The sequence below is a fragment of the uncultured Brachyspira sp. genome, from assembly GCF_944388875.1.
Taxonomy (GTDB): domain Bacteria; phylum Spirochaetota; class Brachyspiria; order Brachyspirales; family Brachyspiraceae; genus Brachyspira.
This window is the reverse complement of sequence record NZ_CALXKQ010000009.1, coordinates 24,771-44,651: the sequence shown is the minus strand read 5'-3', so window position 1 is coordinate 44,651 and position 19,881 is coordinate 24,771. Positions and strand designations below refer to the sequence as shown.

Genomic DNA, 19,881 nt, shown 5'->3' with positions numbered 1-19,881 from the left:
AGATAGGCAATATATATAATTACAGAAAAAAACTTGTATAATAAATAAAAAAAATATATACTACTTTAAAATATTTTTTAGGATTTAAATATAAATGAATAAAAAAAATATAGTGATAATTGGGGCTGGAAATGCAGGAGAAACACTTGCATCTGAAATATTAACTTCTGATGATAATAATGAATATAATATACTTTGCTTTTTAGATGATGATGAGAATAAAAAAGAATTACATTCTATAGAAGTTAAAGGCAAGGTAAAAGATATAGATAAAATAATAGAGGAATATAAAAAAAATAATATAGATATAGAAGAAATAATTATTGCAATACCTACCCTTAAACAAAAAGAACTTCTTGGAATATTGGATATTATATACCCCACTGGAATAAGATATAAAATACTGCCATGTTTTTTTGAAATAATAAAGGGAAATGCCTCTATAAAAGATATAAGAAATCTTGAGCCTTCTGACTTGCTTGGAAGAGAGGAAATTGGTTTTGATGAAAAAGAAATTTCTGAATACTATAAAGATAAAACAATATTAGTTACAGGAGGCGGAGGCTCTATAGGAAGCGAACTTGTAAGGCAGTTAATTACACTTCCTCTAAAAAAAGTTATGGCTTTGGATAATTCTGAAAGTGCTGTTCATAATCTTATAATGTCTTTAAATGACAGAAATAATGAAAAACATAAACACAAATTCATGTATATAATATCAAATGTACGCGACTATGTTAAAGTTGATAAAATCTTAAAAGAAGAAAAGCCAGATATAATTTTCCATGCAGCTGCTCATAAGCATCTTCCATTTATGGAAGCTTATCCTGAAGAAGCTATTAAAAATAATATATTAGCTACAGAAAATATTGCAACTTTAGCTATTAAAAATAATATAAAAAACTTTGTATTTATCTCTACAGATAAAGCAGTACGCCCTACTTCATTAATGGGAGCAAGCAAAAGAATATGCGAAAGAATGATAATGTCATTATCGCATGAGCAAAATAATACAGCATTTAAAATAACAAGGTTTGGAAATGTTTTAGGAAGCAGCGGAAGTGTTATACCAGTATTTGAAAAGCAGATAAGAGAGGGCAAAGCATTAACTGTTACGCATCCTGAAATGGTAAGATTTTTTATGTCTATAAGAGAAGCCGCAAGACTTGTAATTAAAGCATGTACTTTAAATGATGGAATAATATTTACTTTGGATATGGGAAAGCCAGTAAGGATTTTAGACTTGGCTAAAAATATGCTTAAAATGTACGGACTTACTGAAAAAGATATTCCTATTATATTTACTGGAATTAGGGAAGGCGAGAAACTCTATGAAGAGATATTGATGGATGATGAAACATTAGTTCCTTCGCAGTACAAAAAATTATTCATAGCTAAAGACCCTGTAAAATGCTTAACACCAGAAGAGCGAAAAGTTATGATTGATGCTTTTGATATAGCCTCTCTTGATGCGGATAAAGAAACTATAAAAATGCTTATGAGAAAATATATAGAAGAGTATACTGGATAAAAATAATATATACCTAAATAAATATAGTTTATCAAAAATAAACTTCTATTTTGTTTTTAATAAATTTTTATCTAATTAATTTAAAAAAATAATGTAAATAATAATCATAAAATCATATTGACATTAGAGTGAACTCCAATGATATAATTTGTAAAAATTAAATGGAGTATAATTTATGAGAAATATTATTTTTTTATTATCAATTCTTACATTATTTTTTTCATGCAGTAATAATACGCAATCATCTTCAAATCAAAGTTCTTCAAACTCTGCATCAGTAAATAATGCTATTATTCAAGCACCTATTAATATATCAACTAATAATGACGGCAAAATAAATTCAATAGGATTTATGGCTATTTCTACAAATATGGATTTTGAAAAAAGGGAGTTTACAAGACATGCTGTAGGAAGCAATGATATACTTATAGAAATACTTTATGCAGGAATTTGCCATAGTGATATACATGCGGTTAATGGAGAACATGGTGAAGCAGCTCACCCATTCGTACCTGGACATGAAATAGCTGGAAGAGTGGTACAGGTTGGAAGTGATGTAACAAAATTTAAAGTGGGAGATTTGGCAGGTGTTGGATGTATGGTTAATTCATGCGGAGAATGTGTTAATTGCTTAAATAATCAGGAACAGTATTGTTTAAATGGAACGGTATTTACTTACGGCTTTGAAGACAGATTCCATGATAATGAAATAACACAAGGAGGATATTCTGATAATATAGTTGTTTCAGAAAATTTTGCTATACTTATACCTGATAATGCAGAACTTAATAAAGTTGCACCTTTGCTTTGTGCAGGAGTTACTACTTATTCTCCTATAAAAGTAATGAATATAAAAGAAGGAGATAAAGTAGGAGTAGCAGGATTTGGAGGACTAGGTTCTATGGCTTTACAGTATGCTGTTAAATTGGGTGCTGAAGTTACTGTATTTGATATCACAGAAGATAAAAGACAAGATGCTTTAAATATGGGAGCTTTTAAATATATTAATATTAATAATACTTCAGATTTAGAAAATATTAATAATACTTTAGATTATATCATAAGTACAATACCTGCTAAGTATGATCTTAATATGTATATGAATATATTAAAAAGAAATGGAACTATGTGCATTTTGGGAATACCTCCTCATAATGACAGCCCTTCGCTAGATATAACAGATTTAGTTATTTTTAATGGAAGCAGAAAAGTATTTAGCTCTTTAATAGGCGGAATAAAAGAAACTCAGGAAATGCTTGATTATTCTGTAGCTAATAATATATATCCTCCTGTAGAAATAATTAATGCTGATGCTCAGGCTATATCCGATGCTTACAATAAAGTTATTAATGGTGAAGTAAAATTCAGATATGTAATAGACATGAAAACTCTTAATGATTAATTATATTTTTTATATCTGCAGAAGTTACATTTACTTCTGCAGAGTATTTATAATAATTTAAGATAATACTTTCTTTAGAGCCTCTATAACAATGTCCTGTTCTTCTCTTAAAATATCATTATCTATAGGCAATGCTATATTATGTTTTGAAGCATATTCAGATACTGGCATATCACCTTCTTTATAGCCTAATTTTTTCACAAGTATAGGAGCTAAATGTATAGGATGAGGATAATAAAGAGCTGTAGGAACTCCTAATTCGTTTAATTTTGTTCTAACTTCATCTCTGTTATTTTCCACTTGTATAACATACTGAGCATGCACGCTTTGAGTATATTCTGCTATTTTTGGAACTTTTACAACATCTTTTAATTTTTCATTATAATACTCAGCAGCACTTCTCCTATAATTCATATCGTCATCAAATCCCTTAAACTTTTCTAACAAAATACCAGCCTGCATATTATCCAATCTTCCAGTAGTACCTAATTTAACATGTATCATTCCTCCTTCATCACCATGATGTCGAAGCTGTTTTAAGTTTTTGTATAGCTCTTCATTATTAGTAAATACCATCCCTCCATCTCCGAAACATCCTAAAGGCTTGGCAGGAAAGAATGAAGTAACAGCAATATCTCCTAACTTACCAGAACATGATTTAATATTTTTATAGCTTGCTCCGAAAGACTGGCATGCATCTTCTATAACAAATATATTATTCTTTTTAGCTATATCCAGTATAACATCAAAATTAGCACATTGTCCGAATAAATTAACAGGTATAATAGCAGCAGTATTTTTATTAATTAAACTCTCTAGTTTTTTTACATCCATATTAAAATATTCATCAATATCGCAAACTCTTACCTTCATTCCTAAAAAAGCAGGAGCTTCAGCAGTAGAAAAAAATGTCATAGCAGGAACTATTACCTCTTTTTGAGAATGATCCTCACCAGCATTGAACCCTAATGCCAAAAGAGAAAGTACTAACCCCACATGACCTGATGATACGCCTACAGCATATTTAGCACCTGTATAATTTGATAATTCTTTTTCTAGCTCATCTAATTCCTGACCAAACACAAACTGACTCCTCTCTATAATAGAAAATATCTTCTTATCTATAGCCTCTTTTCTCTTTTCATATCCTCTGTAAAGGTTCATATATTTCATAAAACAATCCTTTAAAAAATTATTATATAAATTGTATTCATATTATAATTATTGTCAATATTAATTTAATAAATAAAATATATGGTTAATGTTTTTTATAAGAACAAAAAACATAAAGAATCTTGACAATGAATATTATTTTACTATACTATATATTAAATACAGTAATAAGCATAGCAGAGATGATAAAACAGTGAATATGTGCGTAAAATATTTAACAAAAGAAATGACTTTATCCATGAAAATACCCAGTGATAAATCCTATATAGCCAAAGTTTCCAGCGACTTTCTTACATTTCTGCATACAAATGGAATAAAAGAATGCGATGCTTTTCAAGTGGCATTTGAAGAGGCTTTAACAAATGCCATAGTTCACGGCAACGGTAACAATATTGATAAAAAAGTTGATATAAACTTTAATATAAATGATGAATATGTTGAAGTTATCATAGAGGATGAGGGAAATGGATTTGATTATATAATGGCTATGATTGAACTTACAGAATCACAGGATAATATATATAAAGACAGCGGAAGAGGAATTTTCTTAATATCGCTTTATACTGATGATTTCTATTTTGAAAATAACGGAAGAAAGATAGTTATGATTAAATATAGAAATTAATTAGCAATAAAAGTATTGACATATTGTATGCATATATCAAAAGATTTTAGTTTTCTTAATTAAGAAATAAGTAATACTATTTATTATAGTTTCTCTATTTCTTCTATACTTAATCCTGTCAATCTGCTTATAAGTTCTAAACTCATATTCTCTTTCTTCATTTCTCCAGCTATTAGTATTGATTTATTTTTTTCTCCTTTTTCTATACCAAGTCTAATACCCTCTTCAATACCTAATCTTCTCTCTTCTTCAAGCATTATCTGATTGCCGTATAAATATGCCTGTCTTTTATCATATTCATTCATCATTAATCTGTCTTTTATAAAATTATTATATTTTTTTTGTACTTCTTCCATTATAGGTTTTTCTTTTACTAACTCAGACATAACTTCCTCCTTATTATCTCTCATAGTAAAAAATTTGAGCCAGCAATTTAAATCTGGTTCTAATAAATTATATTTAAATTTTTTGAGTTCAATTATATGAATTTGCAGATGGTCTGTAAGAAGTTTTTGATTAATTGTATCATAAATCATATAGCATGAATGTATATTATTGCTGTCATCTAAATTAAAATTAAGCAAATTAATGCTTATTACAGGAGTTAGAGCATCATATTTTTCACCCTGTTTTAAAAGTTTGCTGTAATTAGATGCCCAATAATAAAGTATTCTCTCTGGAAATCTTGAGTTGCCTTGAAGCTGAATCTCTATTATAACAACTGATCCATTTTGTGTAATGCATTTGACATCTGTAATACTTTCCTTGTCCTCATAATTTTTTTTGTAGTTGAATGGTGTTAAAATCTCTGCCGATCTGAAAGTTTTCATACCAGAGTCAAGCATTGTTGAATTAATGAAATCCAACAATATTGCTTCGCTTCCTTTATCAGAAAAAAGGTATCTTACAAAATAGTCATTCAAGGTATTAAAATATTTTATATTGCTATAATCATTTGCCATATAAACATTATAATAAAAACAAAATATTTTGTCAAAGCAATAAAAAATGAATTTATAATTGACACATTACTTAATTTTAACTAGAATGTTTTTAATTAGTCTTATATAAATAATGGTAAATGCATTTTATAAGCATATTAAATTTTCTTAAATAGTACTTGTTTTTGAGTTTTTTTGTGATAATATATTTTTATGATAAAACTTATAGCTACAGATTTAGATGGAACTTTATTAAATAATAACAGTGAAATAAGCAATTATAATAAAAAAGTCTTAAAAAAATTAATGAATAATGGAATAGAAATTATATTTTCTACAGGAAGACCTTTTGAAGGAATGAAACGCTATAAAGATATTATTGAAAATGATAATCATTCAATAGTATTTAATGGAGCAATTATAGCAGACAGTAACGGAGATTTTATTTATAATAAACCTATCAATAAAGATACTGCTATGTATATAATAGATATTTATAATAAATATAAGCATAAAGATATATACCTTCATGTTTACAGCGGAAATCAATATATAGTTTCAGAAGAAGATATTTATTTTAAAAGATATATAGAAAAAGAAAATATTACAGATACTGTGATAGGATTGGATAATGCTAAAGACTTTTATTTCAGTAAAATGCTTTTTATAGGCGAAAGATATATTTTAGAAACCATACAAGATGAAGTAAAAAATAATATTAAAGCGGATATATCATTTTCTCATACTAATTTTTTAGAGATACTTGCTTATGGAATAAATAAAGGCAGTGCTTTGAAATGGCTTTGTGATATAAAGGGAATAAAAAGAGAAGAGATAGTAGCTTTCGGAGATAATTACAATGATATAGAAATGCTTAAGTATGCTGGTACAGGAGTTGCTGTTGAAAATGCTGAAGGAGATGTAAAGAAAAATGCTGATTATATATGCTTAAGGAATGATGAAAACGGAGTTGGAAAGTTTTTAGAGAAATTTTTGGATTTATAAATTTAAGTATTGACATTTTTCTTCTATTATGTTATAGTATTTGACATGTCTATGCGGGAATAACTCAGTTGGTAGAGTTTCTGCTTGCCATGCAGACTGTCGCGGGTTCGAGTCCCGTTTCCCGCTCATATTAAATCCCCAATAGATTTTCTTCTGTTGGGGTATTTTTTTATTATAATTTAAAGGTATTATTAAAAATGGATATTAAAGATTTAAATTTTGAAACTTCAACCGATGACAAGGATTTGGTTACACTCAAACTCACAATCTCAAAAGATGCTTATAATAAGGAATTAGAAAAGCAAATAGAATATTATAAGCCTAGAGTTAATGTTAAAGGATTCAGAGTAGGACATGCTCCTAATAATATTATACTTTCAAGATATAGAGAGGCTTTAGAAGGTGCTACTAATGAAGTTTTAATAGATGAGGCTTGGAATACTTACCATGATGAAAAAAATGTCAAAGCTATGGGTACTCCTAAACTTCTTGATTTAGAAAATAAAGATGACGGACTTCATCTTACTTATGAATACTATCCTATACCTGAATTTAATTTGCCTGATTTGTCTTCTATAAGTGTAGAAAAAAATAAATATACTGTTGATGACAGTGTTGTTGAAGAGGCTTATAAACTTTCTCTTCATAGATTTTCTCATTTTAATGAAAGCGAGTTAAAATCAGAAATAGGCGACAGAGTTTATGTAAAAATAGAATTTGATGATGATGCTAATCAAAAATACAATAAAGAATTGACAGTAGTTGCAAGCGATGATGAAAATGAAAGTATTTTCTCAAGAAATGCAGTAGGCGTAAAAAAAGATGATAAAAAACTTCTTAAAACTTATGTTGATGGAATAGAAGCTACTTTAATAATGAATATTCTAAAAGTAGAAAAACCAGATATGAAGGATGATTCTAAAGAAGAAGACAGACAAAAAGTTAAAGAATCTTTAAAAGATCATTTGATAAAAAGAGCTGAAGAGAGAGCAAACAGCGAACTTATAAATGATACATTATTTAATAAATTAATAGAATTAGTTAATATGACTCTTCCTAAAGGATATTATGAAGAGCAATTGGAAATATCTTTAAATGAATTTGAAAGATCTATGTCAAGCAGAGGAATGAGCAAAACAGATTTCTTAATTTCTGTTGCTAAAACAGATGAAGATATAAGAAAAGAATATGAAGAGAATGTAAGAAAACAAATAACTTTTGATATGATAATGGCTAAACTTGCTGAAACTTATAAAGATTCTATTACTGTTAATGAAGAAAAGGCAAAAGAATATGCTAATAGAATGTATCAATATCAAAGTTATATGGGACTTGCTAAACTTCCTAAAGAAGAACAGCAAAATATTATAAACTATATAATGCGTGATGCTCAAAACAGAGCTACTTCTGAGGCTATTTTGGATTATGTTAAAGAACATGTACAGGTATCCGAAAAAGATGCAGGTAAATTCAAGCCTGAAGAAAGCGATATTTGGGGCGGATATTAATTTATAAAAAAGAGGTAATATAGATAAGATGGAGAGAAATTACATGACTATACCTTATGTTATAGAGCAAACAAGCAGAGGAGAGCGTTCCTACGATATATATTCAAGACTTTTAAAAGACAGAATTATATTTTTAGGCGGAGAGATAAATGATGATGTGGCTAATGTAGTTATAGCACAGCTTTTATTCTTAGAATCTGCTGATCCTGAAAAAGATATATCATTGTATATAAACAGTCCTGGCGGAGTTGTTACTGCTGCTTTAGGAATGTATGATACTATGCAGTATGTTAAGCCAGATGTTGCTACTTTATGTGTAGGACAAGCTGCTTCTGCAGGTGCTTTGCTTTTGGCAGGAGGAGCTAAAGGTAAAAGATTTGCCACTGCTAATTCAAGAATAATGATTCATCAGCCTTCAGGCGGTTCTAGAGGTATGGTTACTGACATGGAAATACAATTAAAAGAAACTATACGTTTAAAAAGCATACTTAATAATATTATGGCTAATCATACTGGTCAGGATATTAAAAAACTTGAAGCTGATATGGACAGAGATTATTTCATGAGTGCTGATGAGGCTAAAGAATATGGAATTATAGATAAAGTTTTCTCAAGCAGAGAATAATTTATTATTAAATAAATAATTAATAAAGCTAATATTCTTGAAAAAGTTTATTAGCTTTTATTATTTTTTATTATTGCAATAGTTTTATTATGATATAGAATATATAAATTAAAATTTCTTTATTAAGAATTGGAGAGATATGTCTAAAAAAAATAATAGTTATGATAAAAAAGAAGTCTGTTCTCTATGCGGAAGAGAATTAAAGGAATTAAGCAGATATATTGAAGGAAATGAAGGATATTTATGTTCTGATTGTTCTGCTATAGCTAATGATTATTTTAATATGCATTCACAAAGCAAGATGAAATCAAAATCAAAAGAGCATGAAATAACTGTACTTCCGCCTAAGCAAATAAAAGCATTGCTTGATGAATATGTTATTGGTCAGGATTATGCTAAAAAGGTTTTATCTGTTGCTGTTTATAATCATTATAAAAGAATAACTCAGAGTGCTGATGATAAAAATGATGTAGAAATAGAAAAGTCTAATGTGCTTTTAATAGGACCTACAGGAAGCGGTAAAACATTATTGGCACGCACTTTAGCTAAGGCTTTGAATGTACCTTTTGCTATTGCAGATGCTACTACTGTAACTGAAGCTGGTTATGTGGGAGATGATGTTGAGAATATTCTTCTTAGGCTTATACAGAATGCTGACGGCGATATAAAACTTGCAGAAAAAGGTATAATTTATATTGATGAAATAGACAAGATTTCAAGAAAAAGCGAATCACGTTCTATTACAAGGGATGTATCAGGCGAGGGAGTTCAGCAGGCTTTATTAAAAATAGTTGAAGGTACCATTGCTACAGTTCCTCCTCATGGCGGAAGAAAGCATCCTCATCAGGACAATCTTCATATAGATACTTCAAATATTTTATTTATATGCGGAGGAGCTTTCATTGATATAGAAAAATCCATTGCTGAGCGTACTTCAAAAAAAGGACTGGGATTTGCCGCTGAAGTTAATTCTATGGATAATCTTAATTATGATGAGATAATGAAAAATATTGCAACTGAAGATTTAGTAAAATACGGTCTTATACCAGAGCTTATAGGAAGACTTCCAGTAATAGCCACTTTAGAAGAACTTAAAGAAGAAGAGCTTTTAAGGATATTAAAAGAACCTAAAAATGCTTTAATAAAGCAGTATCAAAAATTATTTTCTTATGACAATATAGAATTAAAAATTGATGATGAGGCAGTAAAATCAATAGTTAAAAAAACTATGGAAGAGCATACAGGAGCAAGAGGATTAAGAGCCTTATTTGAACGTGTTATGCTTGATGCAATGTATGATATGCCTTCAAATGATAAAGAGAAAAAAGTATTTGAATTAAACAAAGATTATGTTTGTTCAAGACTTGGTATAACAGAAGAAAAATAAAATATAAAAAGTGCAGAGAAAATCTGCACTTAATTTCTATTTATATGACAATAAAAAATCTACATCTTCGCCTGTTAAACAATGCTTTGGTACAATGATTGCTGACATTTCATCTATATATAAAAAAACTGATTTATCGCTGCTTTCTATATTTTTTATATCTTCTTTATTAAATGAGCTTGTTCCTCTTTTTTCATGGAATACCACTTTATCATCATAAACTTCAAGCTCTTTATCTCCGAGAACTTTATCAAGTTTACCAGACCTTATATACTCTTTCACTTTATTTACTATTTTCTTTTCCAAGCGTTTTCTGTATGTAAATATTTGTATTATTGAAAAAGCTGACACTAATACGGCTATTATTAATATTAAAAATGCATTATCTCTAAAATATACTGCCATCGCTGCAAAAACAATTATATAAAGCGATATCAATACTATTATTGTTGTTTTTACAGATTTTGTCATTTTAGAATTCATTTTTAAATAGTAAAGCTGAAAATCTATAAAATCATCCTCTGATAATTTATACTTGTAATTTTTTTTCATTTATATTTTTATACTCCATTAAATTATTATATATCTATACCTAAAAAATGTTTAACTAAAAGACCAACCAAAAAACTAATACCAGCAACAGTCAAGCTAATTCCTGCCATTTCAAAAAATCTTTTTTTAAAAGGCAAACTTTTAGCAACCGACACATAGTAAGTAAAGAAAAATATAATGAATACAACTACGCATAGCATTGTAATTAATGCATATAAATAATGATTATTAGGATATACTAAATAAGGAAGTATTAAAAGACTTACAGTTATCAAATACATTATCCCTGTATAAAGACATGATTTAAAAGCATTTTTATCTCCGTCCGCCTTAGCTGATAAATATTCAGAAGAAGCCATAGACAAAGTAGCTGATATTCCAGTTATTATTCCAGATAATGCAACAAGTTTATTATTCTGCAAAGCAAAACTAAGCCCTGCCAATGTTCCGCTTATTTCAACTAATGCATCGCTTAAACCTAACACCATAGAACCTACATATTTTAATCTCTCTTCATCCAAAATAGCTATAAGTTTATTTTCATGCTCATCTTCATCAAATGCTATCTTTTTTGCATCGGGTACTTCTGAAACTATTTTTGAATATACATACTCAGCATTCTTCTCGCCGCCTTCCATTATTTTTATAACAAAAGTGTATCCAAAAATTATACTTAATATAAAAAACTTAAATACTTTTAATTTATTAGGCTTTAGTTTTTTACCCGTATATTTTTCTAATATCTTAGCATGTGCATATTCTTCTTTTGCTATGCTTAAGAGAACATTTTTATCATCTTCTTTTTTTACGAACTTTGCTAAGTTTAAATAAACAGAATGCTCAGTAACTTCATTCTGCTGTAATTCTAATAAAAATTTTATAGTTTCTTTTGAAATAGCGTTGTCCATTGGTATATCCAATAAGTATAGTTTTGTGCAATATAGTACTATAAAACTGTTTTAATTTCTAGCATTTTTTATATAAATAAATATAGTTTTTAGAATAATAGTTTTTATGCTTATTACAATATAAGAGTTTACATTTTTTATATATATGTTATCATAAAAGCATACTATTTTTTGGGGGATTTTTTATGATAAATTTAAGCATATTAATACGTTCATCTATAAATATTGTGCAGGTTATAAGCTATGAAACTATGAGAATAGAAGGGGAAGTTTCAAGAACAGCTGCAGAATTAAAAAGAACATGGTATAAATGGAGCATTACCTCAGGGCTTAAAAAGATGTCAAATAACGGAAAAACATCTACTTCAATAGAAGACAAGGACGATGCATTATTTATTTTGGATTGGTATCAAAGCGATGAGGCAAAGGATTCTGTACTAATGCTTCAGGACTATGATTTATTTTTAAAAGATAATCCAAGATTAATAAGCAAAATGAGAGATATTGGATACAGTAATTACAGCGACAGAACTTTAATACTTTTACAAACAAAAAGATGCCTGCCTCTTGAATTAGAGAAGGATGTTTATATTGTAGAGGAAGATTTGCCAGATAGAAGCGATTTGACAGTAATGTTTGAGCATACATGCAAGCAATATGATGTAACCCCAAGCGGAAATAAAGAAAAACTTGTTGATTCTGCATTAGGGTTAACTATAATGGAAGCTAAAAGAGCATTTTCTAAAGCAATAGTACAGGCAGGAAAATTAACAGAGGAAGAGATACCAATAATAATATCAGAGAAAGAAACAATTATTAAAAACAGCGGTCATTTGGAATATTATCATCATAATGAAACATTGGATGATATAGGCGGACTTGATATATTAAAGAATTGGCTTAGAAGAAGAGGAAGAGCATTTGAGCAGGGAGCTAAAGATTACGGACTTGAAACACCTAGAGGAATATTATTATTGGGTATACCGGGAACAGGAAAAAGCTTATGTGCTAAGGCGGTAGGTGCAGCTTGGCAGTTTCCTATTATTAAATTAGATATGGGTAAAATATTTGCTGGTATAGTAGGAGAATCTGAGGGCAATATTAGAAAAGCATTAAAAATAGCAGAAGCTGTTTCTCCTTCAGTACTTTGGATAGATGAGATAGAAAAAGGGCTTTCAGGTATGCAGTCATCAGGAGCTACTGACGGAGGCACTACTTCAAGAGTGCTTGGAACATTTTTAACTTGGATGCAGGAGAAGAAAAAACCAGTATTCGTTGTTGCCACTGCAAATAATATATCTGGTCTTCCTCCAGAGCTTTTAAGAAAGGGACGTGTTGATGAAATATTTTTTGTTGATTTGCCTTTAAAGCCAGACAGAGAAGAGATAATAAAAATACATTTAGGAAAATACAAAAGAAAAAGCGAAAATTTTGATATTTCTAAAATTGCAGATGAATGTGAGTTATTCTCAGGTGCTGAAATAGAAGAAGCTATAAAAGAGGCATTGTTCAGGGCATTTGATGAGGATAAGGAAGTAACAACTGAGCATATAATAGAAGCCATGAAAAGAACCTACCCTATATCAAAAACTATGAAAGAAAATATAAGCGATATGAGAAGATGGGCAAAAGCAAGGGCAGTACTAGCTTCATCTAATGCTTGGGAAGAAGATTCAGCCTCAAAAGATAAGCCTGTTCCTCAATTAAAACAAGAACAGTATAATCCTTTTATACAGTAATATAAATAAAAAGATTGGAGGAAAATCACTATGAAAGATAAAATAACAGTAGTTTTAATTGACAGCGATATTAATGAAGATATTTTTATTAAAGCTCTTAGAAAATTTGGGTTCAAAACTACGAGAAATTATGATTTAAATAAATCAGATTTTGATAATGAAAATTTGAAATTCACATTGATTAAGAAAAAGGATAAATTTAATATAATTATTGATAATCCAGACAACAGTGCTTTAGGCGTTAACCCTATGGGAGATTGTGTAAATAATATAGTAAACTTCCTTTTAGAAAATAAAGCTGTAAATGAGGAAGAACTTATTAAAAGAGAAATAGTTTTGGATAAGAAAAAAATGGCAGGCATACCAAAAGGATTCAATGTACAAAAGATGCTTACTAACAAAGATAAAAACATGATAGATATTTATGATTTTCCTGAAGATTATTCAGTAGATACTGATGATATTATAGAAAGTATAAGCGGAATAGAAAATGAAGAGCCAGATCCTAATAAGTACTTTCCTCCAATTCTTGAAGTAAAAAAAGATAATCAAATAAATATTAAAAGTTATGAGAACGCTGTAAAATATTTTGTTAAATACATATTTAAAGAGTATAAAAATAATTAGATTAATAAATTTAAATGTATTTATTATAAATTGTATTAATGAATAGTTTTTTACTTTTTCATTAATACAATTTTTATAAAAGTATAAAGAATTAATACAAATTTTTATAATCAGGAGCTAAATATCAAAGAAAATAAAAAATATAATAAAATCATTGAAGAAGATCTATATACAAATTTAAATTACATAGATGATTAAGAAGATTTTAAATATAAAAAATTTTGGTGTAGAAACTACTATGACTGAGGATGAATTTAAAAAATATCATCTTCAGAAAATGAAAAGAAAAAATTTTTAAATCAATTTTCAGATTTATCAGAATCTCAAAAAGAAAAGTTTTTTAATAATATAAAAGAAGCTTTTGAAATGTATAGTTTAGATTTTAATAATAAAAGTATGTTGGAAAATATATTTAAAGATGAAGAATTAGATGATAAAAATATGAAAGAAGAACTTATAAATGATTTATTAGAGCAATTTCCAAAGCTGAAAAATAATAAGAATATTTTAGATAAAATAAAGTCAGCAAAAACATATACTAAAACCAGTAAAGAAAATATACAGTTAGATGATAAAAATTCAAAAGAATTTTTTAAAGATATATTAAAAGAATTTCCAGACTTGAAAAAAGATAAACTATTTTCAGATATTTTTGGAGATATTGATGGTACTTTTGAAGAGGGAATAAATAATGATAAAGAAATAAAAAACTGTATAAAAAAATGTAAGGATAAATTAAACGAAATAAAAGAACTTTCTAAAGATTTTGAATATGCTATTAAAAATGATTATCATAAAGACTGCGATGATATAGAAAAAAGATTAAATAACGGTATTGACAATAAAAATGAACTTAATAAAATTATAGATGAGATTAATAATTTATACAGAAATGCTTATAATAAAAAACATAATAAATCATCTCTCTCTTATGTAATGGATGTAGAAGAAGACGATATTGATTTGATTGAGAATATTTAATTAAAAAATGGAGATTAAAAAACTATGGCATCTAAAAAGAAACCGTCATCTAAAAAAACTGCATCAGTAAAAAAATCAACTAAAATAAAAATTATAAAAAAATCAGTTAAAAAGAAGGCATCAGCTAATTCTAAAGTTTCCACTAAAAATAAATCCAAATCAAAATTAGTAAAAGAAGATATATCTCAGCATATAGAAATATTTAAAGACACATTAAATAACTGCAAGGAAAAAGTATTATCCCTAAAAAATTGCTTGAATGATAATGCTTTAATAGAAGAATGCAATGCATTAGAAAAAGAAATAGAAAAACAGTTAAAAAATGCTAAAGCTAATTTATCAAAAGATATAAAAAAGGCTTTAAATAAGTTAAATGATATAGTTGATGAAACTAATAAACTATATTCAGAGGCTTCAAATATAAAAGAAAAAATAAACAGCATAAATCAGAAATGCATGGATAAATTAAAAGAAATAAAAGAACTTTCTAAAGACTTTGAATATATGATAAAAAATGATTATCATAAAGAATGCGATGATATAGAAAAAAGATTAAATAACGGTATTGACAATAAATATGAACTTAATAAAATTATAGATGAGATTAATAATTTATACAGAAATGCTTATAATAAAAAGCATAATAAATCTTCTCTCGCTTATATAATGGATGTAGAAGAAGACGATATTGATTTGATTGAGAATATTTAATTTTTTATAAAAAATTAAAAACAGCGTCATTTTTTGTCATAAATATTTATTATAATAATACTATAAATTAAATATATTGAGGTATTTTTATGAGTATTTTTGAAATTATTGCAGATGCTGTTGATGGTTTTGATGAGAAATTTGAAGACACTTTGCAGTTTTTAAATGAAAAAATAGAGAAGGCAGAAAATAGAAAAAATAATAAAAACAATGCTAGAATAAAAAGAACATCATCAAAAAATAGTAATGCAGCGGCTGTTAAAGAAATAAACAGTCATACTATGTCAAAAGACAAAAAAGCAGAAAAAGAAATCATTGCCGACAGCAAAGAGCTTAAAAAAGATATAAGCATCAATATTATTAATAAATGCAAAGATAAAATTAAAGAGATAAAAGAATTAATAGAAAACTTCGATTATTCTTCAAGAAAAAGTTATGAAGATTCTTGTATAGATTTGGAAAAGAGTTTAGAATATATAAAGACTTATGATGATTTAAATAAAACTATAGAATACATAAATAATTTATACAGAAGTGCTTATTATAAAAAGCATAACAAATCATCTCTTGCTTTTATAATGGATGATGATAATGAGCTTGATTTAATAAAACTGGAGGATATTAATGAGCAATAATACTTCTTTTGATAAAAAAGTTAATGAATTAAAGGATAAGTTCAAAAACTTCAGTAATTCCAATAGAAATACATATTATAACTTTATGGATTTTATTGACAATATTGAAGAGCTTGCCAATACGGTAGCAGATAATTTAAACAGTATAGCAGATGATATAGATGATATAACTTATGATATAATGTTCGGTGAAAATAGCAATAGTAATTCTGTATACGGCAATAAAGAAAATAATGAATCAAAAAATAGAGAAGATAAAAATGATGAAAACAAAAAAGAAACTATAAAAATAAATATAGAAAAGTTTAAAATAAAAATAAACTCTTCAGCAAATGAATGCAGATTAAAGATAGAGGAAGTAAAAAATCTTATAAAAGATTTTGATTATGCCTCAAGAAAAAGCTATGAAGATTCTTGTTTAGATTTGCAAAGAAGTTTGGAAGAAGATTTTAATACTATGAAAGGTACAAAGAGCATTAATGATTTTGTTGATAGATTTAATAATGTTATAGACTATATTAATAATTTATACAGAAGTGCTTATTATAAAAAAAATAATAAGTCATCTCTTGCTTTTATAATGGATAATGATGAAGATATTAATTTTATAGAAACTATAAATGTTAATGAGTTTGTTGAAAATTAATATTAAAAAATATTTATTATTAATATAGAAATTATTTAAATATTGTTTATAATTTTAATTTATATTGGACATAGTTGTTAAGGGGGATGAGAGAATTATGTCTTTTTATGACGATATTTATTATAATTTAGAAGAGAGCGATAGAGAAATATTTATTAATAGCTTATCCGAAGAAGAAAAAAACGAACTGCTTGGAACTATTAAAAGAAATAATTTATATTTAAAAAATGCATCAGATAAACAGCGAGAAAAATTTACTAATATATACGAAAGAATGATGAAAGAAAAAGATAAGGATGCTTTTTTATATATATTTAATAATTTAAATGAAGAGAAAAGATATTTATTATTGGAGATGCTTTTTAATAATATAAATACGGATGCTTTATATTTTTTTAATGACTTTAATGATTTAAAAAATATATGTAAGGATTATGAAAAAATAGACATGAATAAACTTTTAAGATTTTCTGATGACACTTTATTTAAAAGACTTTTAAAAGTTATTATAGATATAAAGATGTCTGAGATATTAAAAGAATTATATAATTATGAATACAGTTTAGTAAATAATTCTTATATAAAAATGAATTCATACAAGCATAAATATAAAGGCAAAAGTTCTGAGAAATTATTGAATATACTTTTTAATATACCTAGAGAGAGAAGAATATTTTTCTTTGAAGAGTTTAAAAATAATGATCACATTAAAAATAATGAGTTTATTAAGATGCTTGAAGTAATACTTGATATGGATGAGGAACTTTTTTTAGATATTTTTGAGGATATAAATAAGGAATCATACATACATAAATCATATAACATTTACTCTTCTCAGGTTTGCAGAAATATATATTTTGATTATTACAGTTCTATAAATAGTTTTTATGAGATATTAAAATCAGAGATAGAATGCAAAGTATTTTTCAGAGTTTTAGAATCTGTTTTGAAGTTTAAGGTTAAAGAATTATTAGAGGTTTTTGACAGCCTTGGAGAAGATATAAGAGAAAATTTTCTGCTTCTTTCATATTATATAACATTTGAAAATATAGAAAACTATTTAAATATATTCAGTTATACAGAGGAAAGCAAAGAAGAAGAAATAGAGATTGTCAATAGTAATTATATAGACTACAAATATATATCAAAATGCAAAGAAAAAATTAAAGATATAATATATTTTTCTGAAGATTTTGAGTATGCTGTAAAAGAATATTATAATAATGCCTGTTTGGAAATAGAAAATATTTTGGACTTCGGCATAAGCGATAAATATAAGTTAAATGAAATAATAGATGATATAAATCAGCTTTACAGAACGGCTTATTATAAGAAGTATAATAAATCTACTCTATTGCTTATAATGGATATAGATGATGAGATTGAGCTTATGGAGAAGATAGAAATATAAAAGATTTGAATTATAAAGGCATATAATATATAATATTCAATATTGTTTAGGAGTTTTTTAATATGGCTTTTTATGAGGATATGTATTACAGCCTCCCAGAAAATGAGCGGGAAACTTTTATAAATAGTTTGTCAGAAGAAGACAGACAATCATTAATGCTTTCTTTGAAAAAAAATGATCTTTATTCAAATGTATCCAATAATCAAAAAGAAAGATTCGAAAGTATTTATAAAGAATTGAAAGATGAAAAAACAAAGAAATCATTTATTGATATTTTTAATTATTTAGATGAAGATAAAAGAGAAATATTATTAGATATTGTTTCTAATAATATTAATGATAAAAGAATTTCAGAAGAGTATAACAACCTAACTATTATAGCAGATATATTTGATCAGTATAAAGAAAAATTAAATAAATTTTTGAATTTAAGAAAATTTAGAAGAATATTGCAATTTATTATTGATATAAAAATTATAGAAGTTGTATCAGTAATTTCTCAAATATCATATAACTATTTTAATAATTCACTTCTGAATATTTATTCACTTGAAAGTAAATATAACTATTATAAAAATAATAATGAAAAACTTCTTAATATGCTTTATAAATTTCCTGAAGAAAAAATAATATATTTCTTTGAAGAATTTGAAAAGAATTCAGAGTTTAAAGATTCAGAGTTTATCAAAATGTTTAGAGTAGTATTAAATATGGATAGAGATTTATTTTTATATATATTTAAAAATGTAAAAGAAGCAGATATAAATAATGTTAGGGATATTAGTTATGCTGGAGCATGGAGATGGGGAACTTCTCTTTCTACTACAGATGAAAAAAAAACTATATTAGATTATTTGGAAGATTCTTATAATTATAGTAGGATTATTGATATATATAAATGTTTTCAGTCTAAAATAGAATCTTTCTTTTTCTTAAGAATCTTTGAGAGTATTGTTAATTTTCAAACTAAAAAGCTTATTGATATATTTGAGAGTTTAGATGAAAATATGCAGGAAAGTGTAAATCATTTTTCATCAATTGTTGTATTAGAAAAATTAGAAGATTATATAAATTTATTCTCAAATGTTTCAAATAAATCAGAAAAAAATGCAAAAGAAACACAAATTAATGATAACGAGTTTACTTATAATAATAATGCTACAAGTATAGATAATGATATCTATATAGAATATTTAAGTAAATGTAAAGCAAAATTAACAGAAATATCATGGCTTATAGAAGATTTTGAGCATGCAATTAAAGAAGATTATAAAAAGTCATGTAAAGAAATTGACTCTGTACTTGACAGAGGAATTGAAAACAAAGAAAAGTTTAATAAAATTATAGAGCATATCAATAATATATACAAAAATGCCTATTATAAAAAGCATAATAAATCTTCTTTGGCTTATATAATGGATGATGAAGACGAAAATATTAAATATATAGAGTACATTAATTAAGGAGTTTTTAA

The 19,881-nt window shown here is 26.6% G+C and carries 19 protein-coding genes and 1 tRNA gene; 16 read left to right on the top strand and 4 right to left on the bottom strand.

Going from position 1 to position 19,881, the window contains the following annotated elements:
• The first annotated feature begins 94 nt into the window (after positions 1 to 94).
• Together Q0J69_RS07370 and Q0J69_RS07365 are read left to right on the top strand one after the other, a co-directional pair.
• A complete protein-coding gene (locus Q0J69_RS07370; protein WP_297205612.1) occupies positions 95 to 1,531 on the top strand; it encodes a nucleoside-diphosphate sugar epimerase/dehydratase in 1,437 nt (478 codons plus the stop codon).
• Between the two features lie 175 nt (positions 1,532 to 1,706).
• Complete coding sequence (locus tag Q0J69_RS07365; protein WP_297205610.1) at positions 1,707 to 2,933, top strand: NAD(P)-dependent alcohol dehydrogenase; 1,227 nt, start codon at positions 1,707 to 1,709, stop codon at positions 2,931 to 2,933.
• A gap of 57 nt (positions 2,934 to 2,990) precedes the next feature.
• Here the strand turns inward: Q0J69_RS07365 and Q0J69_RS07360 are convergent, their stop codons facing one another.
• Positions 2,991 to 4,106, bottom strand: coding sequence for a DegT/DnrJ/EryC1/StrS family aminotransferase (locus Q0J69_RS07360; RefSeq protein WP_297205608.1), 1,116 nt, complete (start codon positions 4,104 to 4,106; stop codon positions 2,991 to 2,993).
• Positions 4,107 to 4,344: 238 nt separating this feature from the next.
• Here Q0J69_RS07360 and Q0J69_RS07355 point away from each other — a divergent pair, with 238 nt between their 5' ends.
• A complete protein-coding gene (locus tag Q0J69_RS07355; RefSeq protein WP_297205694.1) occupies positions 4,345 to 4,731 on the top strand; it encodes an ATP-binding protein in 387 nt (128 codons plus the stop codon).
• An 83-nt stretch (positions 4,732 to 4,814) separates the two neighbouring features.
• Here the strand turns inward: Q0J69_RS07355 and Q0J69_RS07350 are convergent, their stop codons facing one another.
• Positions 4,815 to 5,693 carry an Rpn family recombination-promoting nuclease/putative transposase gene (locus Q0J69_RS07350; protein WP_297205606.1) on the bottom strand — a complete coding sequence of 293 codons (879 nt, stop codon included), beginning with the start codon at positions 5,691 to 5,693 and terminating at the stop codon, positions 4,815 to 4,817.
• Between the two features lie 192 nt (positions 5,694 to 5,885).
• Here Q0J69_RS07350 and Q0J69_RS07345 point away from each other — a divergent pair, with 192 nt between their 5' ends.
• From Q0J69_RS07345 to clpX, 5 genes are all read left to right on the top strand, one after another.
• A complete protein-coding gene (locus Q0J69_RS07345) occupies positions 5,886 to 6,677 on the top strand; it encodes a Cof-type HAD-IIB family hydrolase (RefSeq protein WP_297205603.1) in 792 nt (263 codons plus the stop codon).
• A 53-nt stretch (positions 6,678 to 6,730) separates the two neighbouring features.
• Positions 6,731 to 6,803: transfer RNA gene (locus Q0J69_RS07340), tRNA-Gly, on the top strand.
• A gap of 71 nt (positions 6,804 to 6,874) precedes the next feature.
• The gene (locus Q0J69_RS07335; RefSeq protein ID WP_297205600.1) at positions 6,875 to 8,185 is read left to right on the top strand and encodes a trigger factor; all 1,311 of its coding nucleotides are present in this window, start codon (positions 6,875 to 6,877) and stop codon (positions 8,183 to 8,185) included.
• Positions 8,186 to 8,213: 28 nt separating this feature from the next.
• A complete protein-coding gene (clpP, locus tag Q0J69_RS07330) occupies positions 8,214 to 8,810 on the top strand; it encodes an ATP-dependent Clp endopeptidase proteolytic subunit ClpP (RefSeq protein ID WP_297205597.1) in 597 nt (198 codons plus the stop codon).
• Between the two features lie 139 nt (positions 8,811 to 8,949).
• Positions 8,950 to 10,197, top strand: a complete 1,248-nt coding sequence (gene clpX, locus Q0J69_RS07325; protein ID WP_297205595.1) for an ATP-dependent Clp protease ATP-binding subunit ClpX — start codon at positions 8,950 to 8,952, stop codon at positions 10,195 to 10,197.
• Between the two features lie 36 nt (positions 10,198 to 10,233).
• Here clpX and Q0J69_RS07320 read toward each other — a convergent pair whose 3' ends face one another.
• Both Q0J69_RS07320 and Q0J69_RS07315 read right to left on the bottom strand, forming a co-directional pair.
• Complete coding sequence (locus Q0J69_RS07320; RefSeq protein ID WP_297205593.1) at positions 10,234 to 10,749, bottom strand: YcxB family protein; 516 nt, start codon at positions 10,747 to 10,749, stop codon at positions 10,234 to 10,236.
• 26 nt (positions 10,750 to 10,775) lie between these two features.
• Positions 10,776 to 11,657, bottom strand: coding sequence for a VIT1/CCC1 transporter family protein (locus Q0J69_RS07315; RefSeq protein WP_297205590.1), 882 nt, complete (start codon positions 11,655 to 11,657; stop codon positions 10,776 to 10,778).
• A gap of 185 nt (positions 11,658 to 11,842) precedes the next feature.
• Between Q0J69_RS07315 and Q0J69_RS07310 the strand changes: the two genes are divergently transcribed.
• The 8 genes from Q0J69_RS07310 to Q0J69_RS07275 all read left to right on the top strand — a co-directional run bounded on the left by Q0J69_RS07310 (position 11,843) and on the right by Q0J69_RS07275 (position 19,870).
• Positions 11,843 to 13,396, top strand: a complete 1,554-nt coding sequence (locus Q0J69_RS07310) for an AAA family ATPase (protein WP_297205588.1) — start codon at positions 11,843 to 11,845, stop codon at positions 13,394 to 13,396.
• A 30-nt stretch (positions 13,397 to 13,426) separates the two neighbouring features.
• Positions 13,427 to 14,023 (top strand): hypothetical protein, encoded by a 597-nt coding sequence (locus tag Q0J69_RS07305; RefSeq protein WP_297205586.1) that lies wholly within the window; start codon positions 13,427 to 13,429, stop codon positions 14,021 to 14,023.
• A gap of 366 nt (positions 14,024 to 14,389) precedes the next feature.
• The gene (locus tag Q0J69_RS07300) at positions 14,390 to 15,004 is read left to right on the top strand and encodes a hypothetical protein (RefSeq protein WP_297205584.1); all 615 of its coding nucleotides are present in this window, start codon (positions 14,390 to 14,392) and stop codon (positions 15,002 to 15,004) included.
• A 24-nt stretch (positions 15,005 to 15,028) separates the two neighbouring features.
• Entirely contained in the window at positions 15,029 to 15,715 is a 687-nt protein-coding gene (locus tag Q0J69_RS07295) for a hypothetical protein (RefSeq protein WP_297205582.1), read from the top strand.
• Between the two features lie 89 nt (positions 15,716 to 15,804).
• Positions 15,805 to 16,350, top strand: a complete 546-nt coding sequence (locus tag Q0J69_RS07290; protein ID WP_297205580.1) for a hypothetical protein — start codon at positions 15,805 to 15,807, stop codon at positions 16,348 to 16,350.
• On the top strand, positions 16,340 to 16,996 hold the full coding sequence (locus tag Q0J69_RS07285) for a hypothetical protein (RefSeq protein ID WP_297205578.1): 657 nt from the start codon (positions 16,340 to 16,342) through the stop codon (positions 16,994 to 16,996). Before Q0J69_RS07290 ends, Q0J69_RS07285 begins: the two co-directional genes overlap by 11 nt.
• A 97-nt stretch (positions 16,997 to 17,093) precedes the next feature.
• Complete coding sequence (locus Q0J69_RS07280; RefSeq protein WP_297205575.1) at positions 17,094 to 18,407, top strand: hypothetical protein; 1,314 nt, start codon at positions 17,094 to 17,096, stop codon at positions 18,405 to 18,407.
• Positions 18,408 to 18,469: 62 nt separating this feature from the next.
• A complete protein-coding gene (locus Q0J69_RS07275) occupies positions 18,470 to 19,870 on the top strand; it encodes a hypothetical protein (protein ID WP_297205572.1) in 1,401 nt (466 codons plus the stop codon).
• The last annotated feature ends 11 nt before the right edge of the window (positions 19,871 to 19,881 follow it).